Raw genomic sequence first — 17,880 nt, forward strand, 5'->3', positions numbered from 1 at the left:
CTTCGTCTTACTTCGTCTTACTTCGCTTTACTTTGATTTACCTTGATTCACTTCGCTTTATTTCGCCTTTACTGAGAACACGCGCGCTACAACTCGCCCAATAATATTCAGCAGCAAAACAACCACAATCAAAGCAAGCGCCGCCGCCCACGCACGCTCCATCGGAATCGTAGTAACGCACGAAGATAGCGCGTTAGCTGGGCAATTCGCCGAAAGCTTGGAATATTCCTGGTAAACGTACACTGGCAAAGTGGTCATTTGCCCGTCAAAAAGATTGAAATTCGTGGATGCAATAAACCCAGCTGCCATTAAAAGCGGAGCCGTCTCGCCAATCACTCGCGCAACAGCAAGAATGCAGCCAGAAACAATGCCAGGCAAAGCGGTTCGCAACACGATTTTTGTAATCATGCGCTGCTTTGTAACGCCTAGAGCAAGCGCCGCTTCTCGCAAATCGTTCGGCACAATTTTTAACATTTCTTGACACGACTTAACAACAGTTGGCAGCATAAGCAGCGAAAGCGCAACCGACCCTTCAAAACCGTTGATTGTTCCAGGACCCACAAAAATCGTAAAGCTAGAAAACGCAAACAAACCAGCTACAATCGAAGGGATTCCGCTCATAACGTCTACAACAAGATTAATCACTCTAGCAAGGCGGCTGCCACGCGCATACTCAATCAAATACACGGAGCACATAATTCCAATCGGAATCGAAATCAGCATTGCTCCAAGAGTAATCTCCAACGTTCCAATAATGGCGTGCAAAATACCGCCGTAACCGCCTGTGCCAGTGGCTGCGCCGCCAACAACATAAGTCATATTATGCGTTAAAAAGTCAAGGTTTAATCGCTTAATGCCGTTTGCAATAGTCGTAAAAAGCAAAGAAAGAAGCGGAATTAGCGCAACTATAAAAGACAAAAAGATTAGAACACGCATAAACGCGTCTTTTCGCTTGCGACTTGCGATTCTAGAGCGCGTTGGGCGGAACTTGTTAAAGTCGATTTTTGGAGATTCGAGGCTGTCTTCAATAGTCTGATCAACCCCAACAACCCCAGCTTGTAACGATTGCGAATTTTGCATCATGCACTCGCCTTTCCTGTGATTTTGCGAGCAATAAGGTTTACAGCGAATGAAATAACAAACAGCACCAAACCTGTAGCAATAAGCGCACTAACACCCAATCCGTTTGCTTCTGGGTATTGCGCTGCTATGTTTGCTGCAATCGTTTGGTTTTGTGAAGCTTGCAAAATGTTGAATTTAAAGGTGAATCCTGGAGACAAAATCATAAGAACTGCCATTGTCTCGCCAAGCGCGCGGCCAAGACCAAGCATAGATGCGGAGACGATTCCCGACTTTGCAAACGGCAAAACCGCTAGCTTTATCATCTCCCACTTTGTGGCACCAAGCGCAAGTGCGCCTTCTTGTTGCAATCGCGGCGCTTGCTGGAAAATGTCTCGCGCCATAGAAGTTATAATCGGCAAAATCATAACTGCCAGAACAATGCTAACGGTTGCAGCACTACGAGAAGGGCTTGCAGCAGGGCCTGCAAAAAGCGGAATCCAGCCAAAGATGTGAGAGATAAACTTCCAGAACGGGTATATTGCTGGCACGAGCACCAATCCGCCCCAAAGACCGTAGATTACGGACGGAATTGCAGCAAGCAAATCAACAACACCGCTTAAAAGTGGCACGATTTTTGGCGGAGCATAGTGGCTTATAAACAGCGCGATTCCAATCGAAACAAAGAAAGCAAGGAGCAGAGCGAGCGCAGACATAAGAACAGTTCCAAAAACCATTGGCGCTACGTAGCCTAGAAAATCGTGCGCTTTGCCACCCGTAAAGTCCAAAAATACTTGACTTACTTGGTTTTTGTTTGCGCCTATAATAGGCCACGCTTGAAACAGCAGGAACAATGCAACAGCTGTAAGCACCATTAAAATCAGCAATCCGCAAGCAAGAGCTACGCTTTTGAACAAGCGGTCTGCAAAACCACCTGCAAAACCACCTGCAAAATGGCCACTTTTGTGCGCATCTTTACTGATTTCAGTTCTTTGTTTAGAACTCACTCATGCTCCTTTTGTAGTCATTATATAAATGCTATCAGCAGCAATATATTGACTACTATATTAACTACTCTAAAATCTTTGCAAAATGCTATTTTTACTTGCCAATCGACTGAATTGACTGAATCGACTTGTTAATCCTGCCCATAAGCTTTTCTGGCAAAGGCGCAGTTCCAGCAGCACCTTGAGCCGCAGCCTGGCCATCTTTGCTAACAACGTACGAAAGCCACGACTTTGCAAATCGCGCAGTCGCAGCATCTTTGTACGCATTGCACACAATATCGTAAGAAACTAGCACAATCGGATAAGCGCCTTTTTCTTCCGTTTTGTGGTTTATTTTAACAACAACGCGGTGCTTTGCTTTTGCTGCAGCATCTTCGTCAACCTTTGAATCGTTAACGGTTATAGAGCCACCTTCTGGGCTAATCTGGTTGTAAGAATCTCCCACTTTTACTGCAACAGTTCCAAGCTTTCCAACTTGCGAGAAGTCCGCGTATCCAATCGCTCCGTCTGCCATGCGGATTGTGGAAACAACGCCAGACGTGCCTTTTGCGCCCTGGCCTACGCTATTTGGCCAATTTTCGCTAAGATCGTACGCCCAATCGCTTGGAGCAACGTCTTTTATGTAGCTTAAGAAGTTCTGCGTTGTGCCAGACTTGTCGGACCTGTGAACAACTGTAATCGGCTTATCTGGAAGCTTTAGCTTTGGATTTTGCGATTTAATTGCATCGTCGTTCCAACGCGTAATCTTGCCGTCGAAGATTTTTGCGATTGTAGAAGCGTCCATATTTATGTGCTTTCCAGCATCCGAAACGCCTTTTAGATTAAAGATTACTGCGATTGGAGAAACGTATACTGGAACGTCGAAAGCTGTAGTGCCATTAGCGCAAACCGACTTAGACTTTTCAACTTCGTCGTCGCTTAGCGATTTATCGGACCCAGCCCAAGCTGTGGCTCCCGTCATAAATGTTGTAACTCCTGCGCCTGAGCCAGTTGGATTATAGGCGATTTTAGCGCCAGGATTTTTGGATTGGAATCCTGCAATCCACGCTTCTACAGCAACCTGCTGGGAAGATGCACCAGATCCTTGGAAGTTTCCTACGATTTTTGCGGAAGAATTTGTGGACGGTTGCGAACTGCTTGCAGGAATATTGTCGCCACAAGCCGCAAAGCTTACTAAAGTTGCGGACGCTAACAATCCTGCTGCAATCGCGCGCATATTCCACTTTGTGTTCAATTTGATTGATCGATTTTTTACTGCACTATTTTCTACTGCATTTTTTACTGCATTTTTACGCATATTCTTCATTCCTTTCAAGAAGAATTGCCATTATGCCAGCCAATCTGCGTTTCTCGTATAACCTACCGCAAATTTTCCTCTTAAATTAATTAAACTAATGTTCAAAACTGGCATCTTTTATTTCTTATTACCTTTTTCTTCTATTAACGATGCCAATATTAAGAGGGGGGTAAAAACCTTGCCGCCAAAATCTGATTGAGCTTAGAAAATGGCGGCATTTAGCGCTACTCGCCTTTTGATTGACGGTGCAACGCGTCGGCGACCACATCGGCGTGTTGAATTCTACAAATTTCTAGCAATATTTACCGTCATTTTTGCAGCCGTATCCGCGTATTCGGATATGTCGAAAGTGTGAAACTCCTCGTATTTTGTGTCTGCATTGTCGCTCATTGCGCGCACAACTAACGCTGGAACGTCGTTTCTTGCAGCAACGTGAAGAATCGCAGCGCCTTCCATTTCTACAGCATCCGCTTGAGTTGCCTCAATTACTTCCGCCACTTTTTCGGGCGTGTCTACAAAATATCCACCAGATGCGATTGTTCCCAAAATGTGATTAATGCCCATCTTTGTTAAAACACTGTCTGCTGTTTTAAGAAGATAATCGTCTGAATGGTACTCGTTTGTAAACGGTTTCCACTGACTAATCATGCGCATGTCGGTGTCTAAATATCTTAATGTTTTTCCAAGAACAACATCATTCGTATGCAAATTTTTATTGAGATTTCCTGCAATTCCCGAAAAGATTACAGCCTGCGGCTTGTACGTATCAATTAAATACTGCGCAGTTGCAGCAGCATTTACAAGTCCCATTCCGCCAACTGTTGCAGCAACTTCGATTTTTCCGCCATCTTCGCATTCAAGCACGCCGCAAGATACGTCTAAGCTGGCCGCCTTATCGTGCTTAACATTGCTAAGCGAGGCAGCAATGTGCGCAACTTCTTCTTCCATAGCGCCAATAATGGCAATTTTTGTAAACTTAGGCATTCGTCAAATCATCCTTTAATCTTGTGCATTGAATTGCGTCTAATCAAAAATACGCTTACACAACACATAATAACAAAAGACGCGGTTGCAATTTTTAGCAAAGCGCTGCACGTGAATTCAAACCAAGGATTTGTAGCGGGGATATTTAGAAACTCCATGATTTGATCTTGAAGCGCAATAAATCCAAAGAAAGACGCTATTAGCAAAACGCAAATTATAGAGCCAACAACAAGACGCCATCCGCGCACAAAAATGCAAAGTACAATCAGCGTAATAAACGGAACAATAACACTAAACCATAGTGCAGAACAGGCAACAACAGTGTAGCCTTTGCTGTGAGTGCCGCGATACCACGCAAACGCAAGAAGAAACGCACCAGCAAGCAGAAGCGCAAAAATCGCGTATCGCGCGATTGGAAGAGCGCGGCTTAAAGCGCCATCTTTATCTTTAGGAAGACTGTTGCGATTGGTGGCTGGCGATTCGCACATTTTGCACTCCTTTGTTCAAAAATGCTGACTATTTGAGGATTTATTGTAATTGTTTACAACTAAAAAAAAACACGGCGTGTCGCGCCGTTAGCGCGGTCTAAGCGAAAAGGTAGGTCGTCGCGCGCGATAATCAAGACTTAAGTCGGCGAGCAGAAACAGACTGCGCAAGAGTGTTAAGCAAGCGCTCGGTATCTTCCCAAGAAATGCATCGATCCGTAATCGACTTTCCGTATTCAAGCTCGCTCAAAGGCGCAGGATCTTGGTTTCCGCCTTGCAAGAAGCTCTCCATCATAACGCCTTTAATGCCCTTTTCGCCGTGCGCAAATCGATCCGCAATATCTTGCACAACTTGAATCTGGCGATTTTCATCTTTGCCTGAATTTCCGTGCGAGCAGTCGATTACAACGCCATTAGACGCCACGCAATCCGCGCCGAGCCTCAAACGAACCGACGCAACGGCCGCCGCAACAGAAGCCGCATCGTAGTTTGGCCCCTTGCTAGAGCCGCGCAAAACAACATGACAATCAGGGTTTCCAAGCGTTTGCACAGCGCACGCGCGTCCAAGATGGTCAATTCCAAAGAAAGTGTGATGCTGGCTGGCAGCTAGGCAACCATTGACGGCGGCTGTAACAGAGCCATCCGTAGCGTTCTTAAATCCGACTGGCATAGAAAGACCGCTAGCAAGCTGGCGATGAATCTGCGATTCCGTGTTGCGCGCGCCAATCGCCCCCCAGCTAACCGCATCCGCAATAAACTGCGGGCTAGTCGGCTCCAAAAACTCGGTTGCTGCAGCCAAACCAGCGTCTAGCACGCCAAGAAGCGTGCGACGCGCCAAAAGCAAACCCTTGTGAATATCGTGCGTGCCGTCAATATCTGGGTCGTTAATCAAGCCCTTCCAGCCAACTGTTGTGCGCGGCTTTTCAAAGTAAACGCGCATAACAATCAAAAGCTCGCCTTCGAGCTTTGCGCGCAAATCAGCCAAACGAGACGCGTAGTCAAGAGCTGCAGCGGGGTCGTGAACCGAGCAAGGCCCAACGATTACAAGCAAGCGATCGTCATCTCCGTTAAGGCATTCGCGAATCTCATCGCGTGACTCGGCAACAATATCTTGCGCATACGGAGGAAGTGGCAACTCGCCAAGAACTTGAGCAGGAGTGGGAAGCGGCTCCAACTCCAACACGCGACGGTTGATTATGCGATCTACGCCAACCTGGTCTTCCCAGCGCTCGAATTTAGACGAGTCAAGCGGATTCATGCCGTTTTCAACAGCTTGCTTGACTGCGCTTGAAATGCGCTGATCAGGCGTAGATTCCATTTGTCACCATCCTATAGAATAAACTGCGCTCAATGCGGCAAGATTTGACGCAATTACAAAGCACTACAAGTTTATGTAGTCGCTCCGATTTACCTTTGTGCTTATGTTATCTTTTGTTCATTTCTTGTAGTGCGTTTGTACCGCGACACGCCGTATTTTAGATACAAACACACTACAAGACTCCCGATTTTGTTGTTCAAAACGGCGTGTTGAACAACAAAAAGCGGAAAATGATGCGCTTGACGTGATGCCTACTGCGTTCGCGCGGATTAGCCGCACGCTATTCCTCGCGGCTATTAGTAGCCGCTCGGCTGATTTGGCATGTAAAGTCCAGTGGACTTTACATGCCAAATCACGCTTTGAAGGAGCTTGAAACGCGCTTTGCAATTTCAAGCTCAGTCAAAGCGCAGCAGAAGCAATGCTTCTGCCTTAAGTGGCTCGGGCGCTTTGGAGTAACGCGAAGCGCGCTATGCAGCTTCGCGTTAAGCCACTGCATTCGCGCGGTCTACGCGCGCGAATGTCCTCGCTGCAGCAGAAGCAATGCTTCTGCTCTAAGCAGCTCGGGCGCGCTCGCCTAGGCTAATTTCCTAGTGAAATTAGCCTAGGCGAGCGCGCCCATTGGGTCCCACGCTGGTAAAACAATTGCTGGTTCTTCCAGTGCTTTCTTATATTCTTCTGGCAAAAGCGCCTTAGGTACAGCCACCTCGTACACGTACTCAGTAAACCAATCGTCACTCATCGTAAAGTAACCCTTGTCCGCAATCTCTGGCCCCCAAGAGTTCTCCACGCGCCAGCGGCGAGTAGTCGTGCCGTCATCCGCAACATCAACTCCAGCAAACGCCATAGCATGATTCATAGCAGAATCAGCAAAACGCACGCGCTGCTCCTTGTTCAAGTCAAAATCAACGCCATAAACGCGATCGTACTCAAACAAATCCGTAGCCCACGCGCCGTTATCGCGATCCATCATAGGGTGGCAATCCGCACCAAACCAAACTGGAATGCCCTGCTCAACAAGAATCTTACGCACGCAATCCTTCATAAACTGGTTTGGCACGTTCAAATATTCCGTAGCGTCTCCGCCAGCAACATTGCCCAAGTGCTCAATCGCAATCTTCTTGCCCTTTGGATGCTCCGCACGTGGATCGTCCACCAAGCAAACGTAGTCTTCCAAACCAGCAGTAACATACTTCTTCCAAAACTCAACTGGCGTAATTTCGCCATCGCGATGGAACTTTCCGTCCTCGTCTGTCCACTCCCAATCGAAGCTCTTTGGTGGCTCACCCAAGTGAATTGTAAGAATCCTATGACCCGCAGCCATAGTCGTCTCAATAATATTGTCAATGTCGGCAGCGTTGGCATACATATGAGCCACAGCCGTGTGCAAAAGCTTTTTAAGCTGAGTATTCATATCTCCAGTGTCTTTAGAAGACTCTGTTTCTGGATACAAATCCTTAGGAACAGCACCATACTTCTTGTAGACGTTCATAGCCATAGTCCACTGGCCGCCGTCACCCATAACGTCACTGAGCAAATGCTGCAGCAAACGCGAATCAGAAGGCTCGCCAGAGCGAACAAGAGCCGCAACGTCATTTAAGAAGTAGTTGATTCGCTCAAGCTTGTCGAAGTACATTGCGTAGTTCTGCGAGAACTCAAAATCCTTAACTTTAAGCGATTTTTTAGCAACAAATCGCGCAACATTCAAAGAGCTAAATAACCAGCAGCGACCAGAATGATCTTGATGCCTTGCATCGCCATTATCCACAACCGTTGAGAATCGGCGCTGCAGCAAGCGAGCGCGGTCGTAGTTTCGCGCCACTTTATCGATTCCAGCAGCCGTAACGCCGTTCATTGCCAAACGATTCAATGGATTTGCGTCAAAATCGTCACGCAAACCTTGCAAAGCTTCGGCACTTAATTCAGAGATCTCAGTCACTGTATAACCTTTCTTGTTTTCCTTGTTTTATGTTTATTTTTTATAGTTTATTTTAGCTTTTTCGTAAATCTTGCGGCTTGCTTGCGATTTTTCCGCGCAAATCACGCATCCAAATCACGCATCCAAATCACTCAGCGCGCATCTACGCCAGAAAATCACGACTCCTGCGCAATTGCCTCTTCCACTTGAGCTTGAGCATCTTTTCTAGCCTGCTTTTGAGCATCCGCATCTCTACGCTCCGAAGCATCCGCATCTGCAGAATCGCCAGAATGCCCCTGTCCAGAAGCAGCATCTCCAAAATCAAATCCCGAGAATGCGTTTGCAAAAAGCGACCTAAGCTCAGTAACGCGCTGCGTGATTTGCGCTTCCCTATGCTGCAATTGCGTTAAGCGCGCCGTCATACCGTCAAGCTCCTTCTGAGCTGCCGCCCTACGCTCTTCCACTTGAGCAGTAGCGTCTTGCATAGCTTTGCGAACGATTTGCGCAGCTTGAGCATCCGCATCTTTATGAGCTTGAGCAGCATAATCATCCGCATCTTGATGCACAGTTTTTGCTCTCGCAACAAGCGCATCCGCCTCTTCTTGCGCAGCACGCTCACGCTCTTTTAGACCAGAAATAAGCTCATTCACCTTTTTTGTGGCCTCTTCTTGTTGAGCAGCAATATCGTTTCTAATTTGCTCAACTTCTGCACTAACTTGGCTCAGTGTACGCGTACGCTCAACTTGCGCTTCGTCTGCAATCTCCTGAGCCTTTGCAGCTGCAGCATCCGTGATTTCTCCAGCCTTGCGCTGAGCATCCGCCATCATCTTTGTTGCGCGCTCTTGCATATCTGCAAGCTTCTTATTCGCTTCTGCTAAAGCCGATTCAATTTGATCATTCGTTTCTGCTTTAGCATGTGCGATTTCCGCGTTTGCAGCCGACCTTTGTTCCGCGATTTTTTGCGCTGCATCCGCCTTTAGCTGTGCAATTGCACGTTCTTGCTCGGATTTTTCGGATGCCATTCGCTTCGTGTGCTCTTCACGCGCATTGTTGATTTCTAGCGTTGCAGCATCTTTTTGTGCATTAACATCTTTACTCGTTGTTTCGCGCAAACGCTCTGAATCCTCTTTCGCAGCGCTTGTCATCTGATTTGCCTTATTGCTTGCCGTAGAAAGCAGCGTATCTGCCTTAGTTTGCGCTTCTTGAAGCAAATGTTCCGCGTCTAATTTTGCATTATTCAGTAAAGTTCCTGCCTGAGCTTGAGCCGTCTTTTTAATAGACGCAGCGTCTTGCTTTGCACGCTCAATTAATTGCGCACTCGTCTGTTCTGCCGAAGCAAGTAATTGTTGCGCATTTGCGCCCAAAGATGCAAAAGTATTTCCGCTTTTTGCGCGTTTTACATTATTTTTTTCTTCTTGCAACTGTGCTTGCAATTGAAGAATAGATTCGTCACTAGATCGCACTTGTTCACGCAAACGTGATATTGTGCGCTCATAGTTGGTAAAGGCTTCGTTGACTTTATCTTTGTCGTACCCTCGCAAAGCAGTTGGGAAACGATCTGGCACCATGTTTATTCCTTTCACAAACCCCCGCACGACTACTACTTATCGTGCACACTCCATCAGCAATAACGCTATCACTTTAGTTGCTAAAACACTCGAGCGTGTCGCGCAAACTACTTGAGTAATATTCCCGAAGACGAAGGTTTCATATAGTAATTTACAGCTTCGCAAATTATGCTTTTTCCAGCTTTTATTTGCGCGTCTAATGGCAGCCCGTGGCGTGCATCATGCAACGCAACCACTGGCGGAAAACTTACAAACCCTGCAATTATGCGCTTTTTAGAATTATTCGACGCCCAATCTAGCAATCTATAAAACAGCGAATTGCAAACATATGTTCCTGCATCCGAGCTTAGCGTGGAAGCAATCCCACTATGAGCAAAATCGTTTAGAATCATTCTTAGCGGCAGCCTAGTCCAGTACGCAGCAGGCCCATTTTCAACGATTGGTACGCTTTGAGGAGTGTGGTTATCTACGTCTGGCTTATTTGCATCCATTATGTTTGTAGCGCATCGTTCTAGTTGCACTCCACGAGCCGCGTGTTTTACGCCTGTTGCAATTACAATATCCGCGTCTTGCGCGTTAATCGTTTCTAAAAGATGCGGCCAAGCATTTGCAAAGCTGATTGGCAACATTACAGACGTGATTTTTACGCTAACATCTTCTGGAAGATCAAAATCCGCAAGCAAATCGCCATTTTTGGCGTGTTCAAGAACTAGCGGCACTTCGTGCGAAGGATTTATGCTTAAATCCTCGTATGGCCCAAACCCAGAAATCACTACGTTAATTTGATTCATAACAATAGCTTTCTATAGCTTTCTAACAATAGCTTTTACTTGTCTTTAACTACAAGCGCAAGCAATCGTCCTTCGTGAGATTTTCCTGCAAGACCAGCGCGCCTGTGAGAATACCATAATGGATTTTCCAGCGTACACATTGGGTTTTGCAACGCCTTAAGGCGACTTTCCAGCGCTTCGCCTTCGCCGTCTACCTTACAAATCGTTTGCAACTCTTCATCTTTAGCCAAATATTGTGTGGCAGCAGTAACGCGTGGCAAAGCTTCAACAATATTTGCAACTCCTGCAAGCGCTAAATCAATGCGAGCAGCTTCTGCAATATCAATTCCAAGTCCACCAAAACGCGTTTGCGTTACAGTTTGTGGGTATCGGCGTTCAAAGTCACGCGCGATTTCTTCGCCAACTTCATAGCAATCACCACAAATGCATGGCCCTAAAACAGCCGTTATATTCGAGCGTTCGGCTCCCTTTTCGCACATTGCCTCAATAACAGAATCAAGCACTCCAGCCATTAAGCCTTTTCTGCCACAATGCGCTGCAGCAATTACGCCAGATTCACTATCTGCAAGCAAAACTGGCAAGCAATCTGCAGCAAACATTCCTAAAGCAAGCGAGCAAGCAGTTGAAACTTGCGCGTCTGCTTCGATTCTAGCGTGTGAATCTGCAAAACCTGTAGCATCAAAACCGTACGGAGTGTTCCACGAATCAACTATTGGATCTGCATCAAATACGCTATTTCCGTGAACTTGGCTAACAAGGCACAAGTCAGATTTAAGCGCGCGTTGCAAAGCACAACGGTTGCTAAACACAGATTTAGAATCGTCGCCAGCTTTGCCTCCTAAATTAAGCGAAGCAAACGCACCTTCGGAAATTCCACCTAATCGCGTTGTAAAAACGGCATGAGCGCGTGCGCCCAGTGGCACTGGAATCGTCACTGGAATTGGCAAGCCATCTTCGTCTTCGTGCGCAAGTGGCATTCCTGCTACGCTAGTTTCTTGCATATTATTCGCTTTCGTTTTGTCTTATTTTATGTAACAAATTATTTGCAATAACAACTTATTCGCTGTAATAAGTTAATCAAAATTAAGTTAACCCAAATAAGCTAATTCTTCGTCGCTTAATTGCAAATCTGCAGCCTTTAAGCTATCTAAAATCGTAGCTGGCCTATGCGCGCCTGGAATAACAAAAACATTGCTGCCCTTGGCAAGCTCCCAAGCCAAAACAACCTGCTGATAGCTAACGTTGTGATCATTTGCCACTTTGCGGAATGGGTCAAAAAGATGTTCGTCATACGGGTGACGGAACCCTCCAAGCGGACTCCAGCAAACAAACGCAATTCCAAGCTTCTTGCAATATTGCAACGTGTCTTCGTTTTCTAAATGCACTGGCGAATACTGATTTTGAACAGCAACAAGATTTTCTCCCAAAATCTCACGCGCAATGTCAATCTGCTCAACAGATGCGTTAGAAATGCCGATTTCTCGCGCGACTCCCTCATCAAGCAGCTGTTGCATTGCTTCAATCGACTCGTTGTATGGAACTTCTGGATCTGGCCTGTGGAAGTAAAGCAAATCAATCGTATCTACGCCAAGAGCCATTGCCGACTCTTTAGCGTGCGCAATCAAATGCTCTGGCTTTCCATCTTTACCCCACGTTGGCTTGCCATCTGTAAAGTTGCGGAAGTGACCGACTTTTGTTGCAACAAGAATCGAAGACTTGTCTCCATTCCAGCTATCCAATGCCTCGCGCACAAGCTTTTCGCCAGTTTGCTCCTCGCCGCCCGAGCAATAATACGCCCATGCCGTATCTATATGCGTGCATCCAGCGTTTAGAGCCGCATGGATTGTTTCAATGCCCATACTGTGTCCAAGATTGTTTTCAATCGTTAATGGCATCTCACCAAAGCCGATAGCTGTAGTGTTAAACGATCCTATAGTGCGATTCATGGCCATTTTGCTCCTGTTCAAATACTTCAAATGTTTCAAAATGCCCCCAAGCGCAAAAAGCAACTTGAAGGCATTTAGATTTTTTATTTTATACGACTAGGCGCTTATGCGCTTGCGTCTTTATCTTGCGATTAATCCTCGTCAAATGGGTCAAAATCGCGGCGGATTCTGCGACGAGGGCGCTCAGAGCGCTCCTCGCGAGCAGCGCGGTACTCATCGTAGTGATCGTCGTCTGCAGCGTAGCGCAAATTGCGGTCGCTCACTCTGCGATCCGATCCGCGACGAGGACGCTCTGCGCGGTCGTCGGAACGATCGGAACGCTCTGCGCGCTCGCTTGAGCTATCATCTCGGTCGTCATAGCGATCGTCGCGAACGCTACGGCGGCGAGGACGGTCTTCATAATCGTTGTTATCGTAGCGATCGCTTCTGCGATCATCCCTTCTAGAAGAGCGTTCATCGTAGCGGCTGGAACGATCAGAACGATTTTCCCTATCGTCATAGCGCGAATCGCGATCATCGCGAACGCTACGGCGGCGAGGACGATCATCTCTATCTCCTCTGTCTCCACGATCATCCCTATCGTCGCGTGGAGCACGCCTACGATCACTTCTGCGATCATCCCTATCTTCTCGATCTTCGCGAGATCCGCGACCACGGTTTTCGCGAGGCGCTGGAGCAGAAGATTCCTGATTCTCAAAACCTGGGATTGCCAAAGAAATCTTACCGCGCTCATCTACGCTTTGCACGATTACTTCTACGGTATCTCCCTCTTTAAGCACATCTTCAACAGTGTCAATGCGCTCACCGTTAGCAAGATTACGAATCTGGGAAATATGCAACAAGCCGTCGCTTCCAGGAGTCAAGTTTACGAAAGCACCAAAGCTCGTAGTCTTAACAACCTTGCCAGTAAAAGTCTCACCAGCCTTTGGAATGCGCGGATTTGCAATAGAATCGATGATTTCTTTTGCTTTCTCGGCAGCTTCGCCGCCTTCGGAAGAGATGTAAACAGTACCATCATCTTCAATAGCAATCTCAGCGCCAGTTTCTTCTTGAATTTGGTTAATCATCTTGCCCTTAGGGCCAATAACTTCGCCAATCTTATCTACAGGAATCGTAGTTGTAATAATGCGTGGAGCAAATGGGCTCATCTCCGCCGGGCAATCAATGCACTCGTTAATCACTTCAAGAATAGTCGTGCGCGCCTCGTGAGCTTGCTGCAAAGCAGCAGCCAAAATGTCTGCTGGAATGCCATCAAGCTTAGTATCAAGCTGCAAAGCAGTAATAAATTCAGACGTACCAGCAACCTTAAAGTCCATATCTCCAAACGCATCTTCTGCGCCAAGAATATCGGTCAAAGTCTTAAAGATGTGCTTGCCATCAACGTCTCCGGAAACCAAGCCCATAGCAATGCCAGCAACTGGAGCCTTCAAAGGAACGCCAGCAGCGAGCAAAGAAAGCGTAGAAGCGCACACGGAGCCCATAGACGTAGAACCGTTGGAACCAATAGCTTCCGATACTTGACGAATAGCATATGGGAACTCTTCGCGGCTTGGCAAAACTGGCACTAAAGCCTTCTCTGCCAAAGCACCATGACCAATCTCGCGGCGCTTTGGAGAACCAACGCGACCCGTTTCGCCAGTGGAGTATGGAGGCATCTCGTAGTTGTGCATGTAGCGCTTGGTTTGTGGGCCAGAAAGCGCATCCACTTGCTGCTCCATCTTAAGCATGTTCAAAGTAGTTACGCCCAAAATCTGGGTTTCGCCGCGCTGGAAGAGCGCCGAACCATGAACGCGAGGAACAATATCAACTTCTGCACTAAGCGTACGAATATCGCGCAAGCCGCGGCCGTCAATACGGTAATCTTCCGTCAAAATACGACGACGAACAATCTGGCGCTGCAACTCCTTGAACGCATTGCCGAGTTCCTTTTCTTTCTCGGCTTCGTCCATATCAGTAAACTCTTGCGCAATCGCCTCGCGCACGCCTTCTTTAATTTCCGCAATGCGGTCTTGGCGTGGAAGCTTTTCTGCAATAGAAAGAGCCTCGTTCAAATCAGCATGAGCAATCTCATCGATTCTTGCATAAAGCTCATCCGTATACTCTGGGAACAGCTGGAATTCCTTGGTTTCCTTAGACGCAATTCGCTTCAACTCATTTTGCGCTTCGCAAATAACCTTAATGAACGGCTTTGCGGCTTCTAAGCCTCCAGCTACAACTTCCTCATCTGGCTTAATTTGACCCTCATTATAAATCAAATTCCAAGCATTCTTACCAGCGCCAGCTTCAATCATTGCAATCGCAACATCGCCATTTTCAATAACGCGACCAGCAACAACAATCTCAAATACAGCACGCTCACGCTCACTCCAACGAGGGAATGCAACCCACTGGCCATCAATCAAAGCCAAACGCACACCAGAAACTGGACCTTCAAATGGCAAACCAGAAATCATAGTAGAAGCAGATGCAGCGTTCAAAGCAATAACGTCGTAAGCATCATCTGGATTAATTGCCAAAATCGTTTCTACAACTTGCACTTCGTTACGCAAAGTGTGTGGGAAAAGCGGGCGCAATGGGCGGTCAATAATACGGCACGCAAGCGTTGCCTCATTTGACGGGCGTCCTTCTCTGCGGAAGAAAGATCCTGGAATCTTACCAGCAGCGTACATTTTTTCTTCCACATCCACAGTCAGTGGGAAGAAATCGTAGTTTTCTTTTGGACTAGATCCTGCAGTCGTCGTCGACAAAATCATGGAATCATCATCCAAGTATGCGGCAACAGCACCGTCAGCCTGCTGAGCGAGGCGACCAGTTTCAAAGCGTAGCGTACGCTTTCCAAATGAACCATTATCAATAACGGCTTCTACAGCCTTAATTTCGGGACCCTCCACGGGTTCCTCCTTTTCTTAACTTACCTAATCAACCAACATGCGTCGTCATTGGCAGACTCGCTTTTTTGTTACCTTTACCTAACATCCGCGCGAATCTTTGCAAAATGCATAACCAACATTTCGTAGTTTTTTGTTTCGGTTACTTCAATCATCCATATTCAATTATGTTTTATTCTTCAGTTATAAATCCCACAAACTTAAGAACTTGCTAAAACTAAATCACTTAAATCTTAAATCGCTTAAATACTAAATCATTTAACCTTAAATCAATTATTCTTAAATTATTTAGCTTAGAATCTAAATCGTTAATCCTAAATCTTCAAACTTAAATCTTCAAACCTCAAATTCAGCCATTTAATCAAGCTTTTTAATTCTACTTCAAACACACTAAATTCACTAGAATTGCATAAACAATACGCATAAATACAGATGCATAAATACAAAAGCCCGAGCTTATGCTCGGGCAAAAAGACTTATCGACGCAATCCGAGTCGATCAATCAAAGAACGATAGCGATTAATGTCTACGCGCTTCAAGTAATCAAGAAGACGACGACGGTCACCAATCATGAGCATCATACCACGACGAGAGTGGTGATCATGCTTGTGCTCCTTCAAGTGATCGGTAAGGTCGGAGATGCGCTTGCTGAGCAAAGCAACCTGAACCTCTGGGGAACCCGTGTCACCCTCGTGCGTTGCGTATTCGTTGATAATGTTCTTCTTATCTTCAGCCGTTAATGCCACGGCGTCCTCCTTATGTAGTTACTGCGCGGTGCCGCATCCTTTAATACAGCGCTTGCAAATCCGCGGGCGTTACACGCCGAGTTTCAATGTTACAACTATGCCCAAACAAGCTTATAAAGCCTACATAGCAGTAATAAATCCACCAAAAATCACAACAAGAATCGCAAGAACTTCAATAGCGTAAAACATTATTAACGAAGCCCAGCTGCAAGTCAAAACGTTTAATCGCGACTTTTTAGGAACCATTACAAGCAATCCAACAAATAAAATCGCATAAACAGCAACGCCAAATCCAGCAGAGATTATTCCAAGATTTGCAGCATTTGCAAGTCCACTTGCTGACCCATAAACAACGTATGTTGAATACCAAAAACTTAAGCGCAACAAGCATAATCCGCTAATAAATTGTTCAATCGTTAGAAAAACAACAAACAAGAATCGCCAAAGCCATCTACTAGACTCAATTAGCGCCATTGCCAAAGCTGTAGCGGTTGCAACTGTTGTAACCCAAGCAATAAACACAACTCCCTGCGCAGATAATCCAGAAAAATTCTTAACAACCCAAGCAGTGTGTTGAACTGCCAAAGTTCTACCTGCCCAATAAGGAACAACAACCGCTACAAGAAGAATCGCAAAATAAAGCACCCAACGCTTAGGATTTGAGTGGCGCTTGGAGATATCTGCTATAGAAAGCTCCGACTCCAATTCGCCAGGCGACTCAAGGGTTTCATCTGCGTTAGCATTAGCAGCATTAGCGTTTGCTTTACGCTGATCCATCTCTTGCACTCTCCTTTAACGTGCTAAACTCTTAGTGCTGATTAGACTAGATTAAATTTGTTACAACAAATCTAGTAACGGCAAATCTTAGTGAATACCTTACCAGCCACATTCCCCTATCTAAAGCGTGCAATATAATGATACTCCACGCGATTGCAACAAAATGCGCAATCACAAACAGATTTAGGTACACACATGGGTTTTATTCATTTTATTCTTAACCTTCTTAAAGATCCGCGCTCTGCTATAGCTGGCTGGATTGCTATGGGAACTGCACCCGCACTAGGATTGATTTTTCTAATCATCTTTATTGAAACAGGCGTTGTGTTCTTCCCATTCTTGCCTGGCGATTCCTTGCTTTTTGCTGCTGGATTCTTTGCAGCACCAGATGCACAAACAGGTAAAAGCTCGCTTCCACTTGCGATTTTGCTCGCCGTTGTTTGGATTGCGCCCATTATTGGTGACCAATGCAACTACTTTATTGGCCACTTTTTTGGCAGGCGAATCGTTGAATCAGGCAAAGTTAAGGCCTTAACACCAGAACGCATTGCTAAAACAGAGCAAATGATTGATAAGTGGGGACCAATTGCCGTGTTCTTAGGCAGATTCTTCCCATTTATACGCACATTTATGCCATTTATTTCTGGCATTTCTGGCATGCGCTGGACTCGTTTTACTCCTTTTTCTGTTCTTGGCGGAATAGTGTGGTCATCGCTTTTTACTCTTCTCGGCTACTTCTTTGGCAATATTCCTTTTGTTCAAAAGAATTTTGAGCTTGTTATAGTGGCGATTTTGCTTATTTCTCTTGTTCCAACTTTTATTGGGCTTTACAAAGCTCACGCTGCCAACAAAGCCAAAAAACGCTTAGAAAACGAAGCGCACCAGAATTAGCTTAACAAAATAACTTAAGCAAAATAACTTAAGCAAAATTAATCGTGTTTTACAACACTCCATCACTTCTAGCGTTGTACTTTTACGCATTTTGTAGTACAGTGTGCAGAGTTGTGTAAAACATTGGGGCTATAGCTCAGTTGGTAGAGCGCTTCGTTCGCATCGAAGAGGTCGTGGTTTCGATTACCATTAGCTCCACTAAGCCCAC

15 protein-coding genes and 1 tRNA gene are annotated in these 17,880 nt (G+C 46.1%); 2 read left to right on the plus strand and 14 right to left on the minus strand.

Going from position 1 to position 17,880, the window contains the following annotated elements:
- Window positions 1-57 precede the first annotated feature (57 nt).
- The 14 genes from pstA to NYP67_RS00545 all read right to left on the minus strand — a co-directional run bounded on the left by pstA (window position 58) and on the right by NYP67_RS00545 (window position 16,781).
- Window positions 58-1,083, minus strand: a complete 1,026-nt coding sequence (gene pstA, locus NYP67_RS00480) for a phosphate ABC transporter permease PstA (RefSeq protein WP_415694993.1) — start codon at window positions 1,081-1,083, stop codon at window positions 58-60.
- On the minus strand, window positions 1,080-2,066 hold the full coding sequence (gene pstC, locus NYP67_RS00485; protein WP_415694992.1) for a phosphate ABC transporter permease subunit PstC: 987 nt from the start codon (window positions 2,064-2,066) through the stop codon (window positions 1,080-1,082). Before pstC ends, pstA begins: the two co-directional genes overlap by 4 nt.
- Window positions 2,067-2,160: 94 nt before the next feature.
- Window positions 2,161-3,372 (minus strand): phosphate ABC transporter substrate-binding protein PstS, encoded by a 1,212-nt coding sequence (gene pstS / locus NYP67_RS00490; RefSeq protein WP_081090829.1) that lies wholly within the window; start codon window positions 3,370-3,372, stop codon window positions 2,161-2,163.
- Between the two features lie 273 nt (window positions 3,373-3,645).
- Entirely contained in the window at window positions 3,646-4,347 is a 702-nt protein-coding gene (gene mtnN / locus NYP67_RS00495; RefSeq protein ID WP_353938424.1) for a 5'-methylthioadenosine/S-adenosylhomocysteine nucleosidase, read from the minus strand.
- An 8-nt stretch (window positions 4,348-4,355) separates the two neighbouring features.
- Window positions 4,356-4,835: a hypothetical protein gene (locus tag NYP67_RS00500; protein ID WP_415691429.1), complete on the minus strand. Its 480-nt coding sequence runs from the start codon at window positions 4,833-4,835 to the stop codon at window positions 4,356-4,358.
- A gap of 130 nt (window positions 4,836-4,965) precedes the next feature.
- The gene (locus tag NYP67_RS00505; RefSeq protein ID WP_473411052.1) at window positions 4,966-6,150 is read right to left on the minus strand and encodes a 3-deoxy-7-phosphoheptulonate synthase; all 1,185 of its coding nucleotides are present in this window, start codon (window positions 6,148-6,150) and stop codon (window positions 4,966-4,968) included.
- 601 nt (window positions 6,151-6,751) lie between these two features.
- A complete protein-coding gene (locus NYP67_RS00510; RefSeq protein WP_004131657.1) occupies window positions 6,752-8,086 on the minus strand; it encodes a C1 family peptidase in 1,335 nt (444 codons plus the stop codon).
- A 155-nt stretch (window positions 8,087-8,241) separates the two neighbouring features.
- Window positions 8,242-9,633 (minus strand): hypothetical protein, encoded by a 1,392-nt coding sequence (locus NYP67_RS00515; RefSeq protein ID WP_004131656.1) that lies wholly within the window; start codon window positions 9,631-9,633, stop codon window positions 8,242-8,244.
- 107 nt (window positions 9,634-9,740) lie between these two features.
- The gene (locus tag NYP67_RS00520; RefSeq protein ID WP_473411053.1) at window positions 9,741-10,424 is read right to left on the minus strand and encodes a pyroglutamyl-peptidase I; all 684 of its coding nucleotides are present in this window, start codon (window positions 10,422-10,424) and stop codon (window positions 9,741-9,743) included.
- A gap of 35 nt (window positions 10,425-10,459) precedes the next feature.
- Window positions 10,460-11,425: a purine nucleoside phosphorylase YfiH/LACC1 family protein gene (locus NYP67_RS00525; RefSeq protein WP_473411054.1), complete on the minus strand. Its 966-nt coding sequence runs from the start codon at window positions 11,423-11,425 to the stop codon at window positions 10,460-10,462.
- 87 nt (window positions 11,426-11,512) lie between these two features.
- Window positions 11,513-12,376 (minus strand): aldo/keto reductase, encoded by an 864-nt coding sequence (locus NYP67_RS00530; protein ID WP_180963173.1) that lies wholly within the window; start codon window positions 12,374-12,376, stop codon window positions 11,513-11,515.
- A 125-nt stretch (window positions 12,377-12,501) separates the two neighbouring features.
- On the minus strand, window positions 12,502-15,261 hold the full coding sequence (locus tag NYP67_RS00535; protein WP_415696562.1) for a polyribonucleotide nucleotidyltransferase: 2,760 nt from the start codon (window positions 15,259-15,261) through the stop codon (window positions 12,502-12,504).
- A gap of 473 nt (window positions 15,262-15,734) precedes the next feature.
- Window positions 15,735-16,004 (minus strand): 30S ribosomal protein S15, encoded by a 270-nt coding sequence (gene rpsO, locus NYP67_RS00540; protein WP_004131651.1) that lies wholly within the window; start codon window positions 16,002-16,004, stop codon window positions 15,735-15,737.
- 120 nt (window positions 16,005-16,124) lie between these two features.
- Window positions 16,125-16,781 (minus strand): hypothetical protein, encoded by a 657-nt coding sequence (locus NYP67_RS00545; protein WP_004131650.1) that lies wholly within the window; start codon window positions 16,779-16,781, stop codon window positions 16,125-16,127.
- Between the two features lie 195 nt (window positions 16,782-16,976).
- On the opposite strand from NYP67_RS00545, the gene NYP67_RS00550 reads away from it, so the two are divergent.
- Window positions 16,977-17,672: a DedA family protein gene (locus tag NYP67_RS00550; protein WP_004131648.1), complete on the plus strand. Its 696-nt coding sequence runs from the start codon at window positions 16,977-16,979 to the stop codon at window positions 17,670-17,672.
- A gap of 125 nt (window positions 17,673-17,797) precedes the next feature.
- A tRNA-Ala gene (locus tag NYP67_RS00555) sits at window positions 17,798-17,870 on the plus strand.
- The last annotated feature ends 10 nt before the right edge of the window (window positions 17,871-17,880 follow it).

Source organism: Gardnerella sp. c23Ub_4 (genome assembly GCF_055804115.1).

Bases quoted from the DNA above. Each gene is read 5' to 3' on its own strand.
- pstA (WP_415694993.1), bottom strand. From the start codon at position 1,083: ATGATGCAAAATTCGCAATCGTTACAAGCTGGGGTTGTTGGGGTTGAT.
- pstS (WP_081090829.1), bottom strand. From the start codon at position 3,372: ATGAAGAATATGCGTAAAAATGCAGTAAAAAATGCAGTAGAAAATAGT.
- mtnN (WP_353938424.1), bottom strand. From the start codon at position 4,347: ATGCCTAAGTTTACAAAAATTGCCATTATTGGCGCTATGGAAGAAGAA.
- NYP67_RS00500 (WP_415691429.1), bottom strand. From the start codon at position 4,835: ATGTGCGAATCGCCAGCCACCAATCGCAACAGTCTTCCTAAAGATAAA.
- NYP67_RS00505 (WP_473411052.1), bottom strand. From the start codon at position 6,150: ATGGAATCTACGCCTGATCAGCGCATTTCAAGCGCAGTCAAGCAAGCT.
- NYP67_RS00515 (WP_004131656.1), bottom strand. From the start codon at position 9,633: ATGGTGCCAGATCGTTTCCCAACTGCTTTGCGAGGGTACGACAAAGAT.
- NYP67_RS00520 (WP_473411053.1), bottom strand. From the start codon at position 10,424: ATGAATCAAATTAACGTAGTGATTTCTGGGTTTGGGCCATACGAGGAT.
- NYP67_RS00525 (WP_473411054.1), bottom strand. From the start codon at position 11,425: ATGCAAGAAACTAGCGTAGCAGGAATGCCACTTGCGCACGAAGACGAA.
- NYP67_RS00530 (WP_180963173.1), bottom strand. From the start codon at position 12,376: ATGGCCATGAATCGCACTATAGGATCGTTTAACACTACAGCTATCGGC.
- NYP67_RS00545 (WP_004131650.1), bottom strand. From the start codon at position 16,781: ATGGATCAGCGTAAAGCAAACGCTAATGCTGCTAATGCTAACGCAGAT.
- NYP67_RS00550 (WP_004131648.1), top strand. From the start codon at position 16,977: ATGGGTTTTATTCATTTTATTCTTAACCTTCTTAAAGATCCGCGCTCT.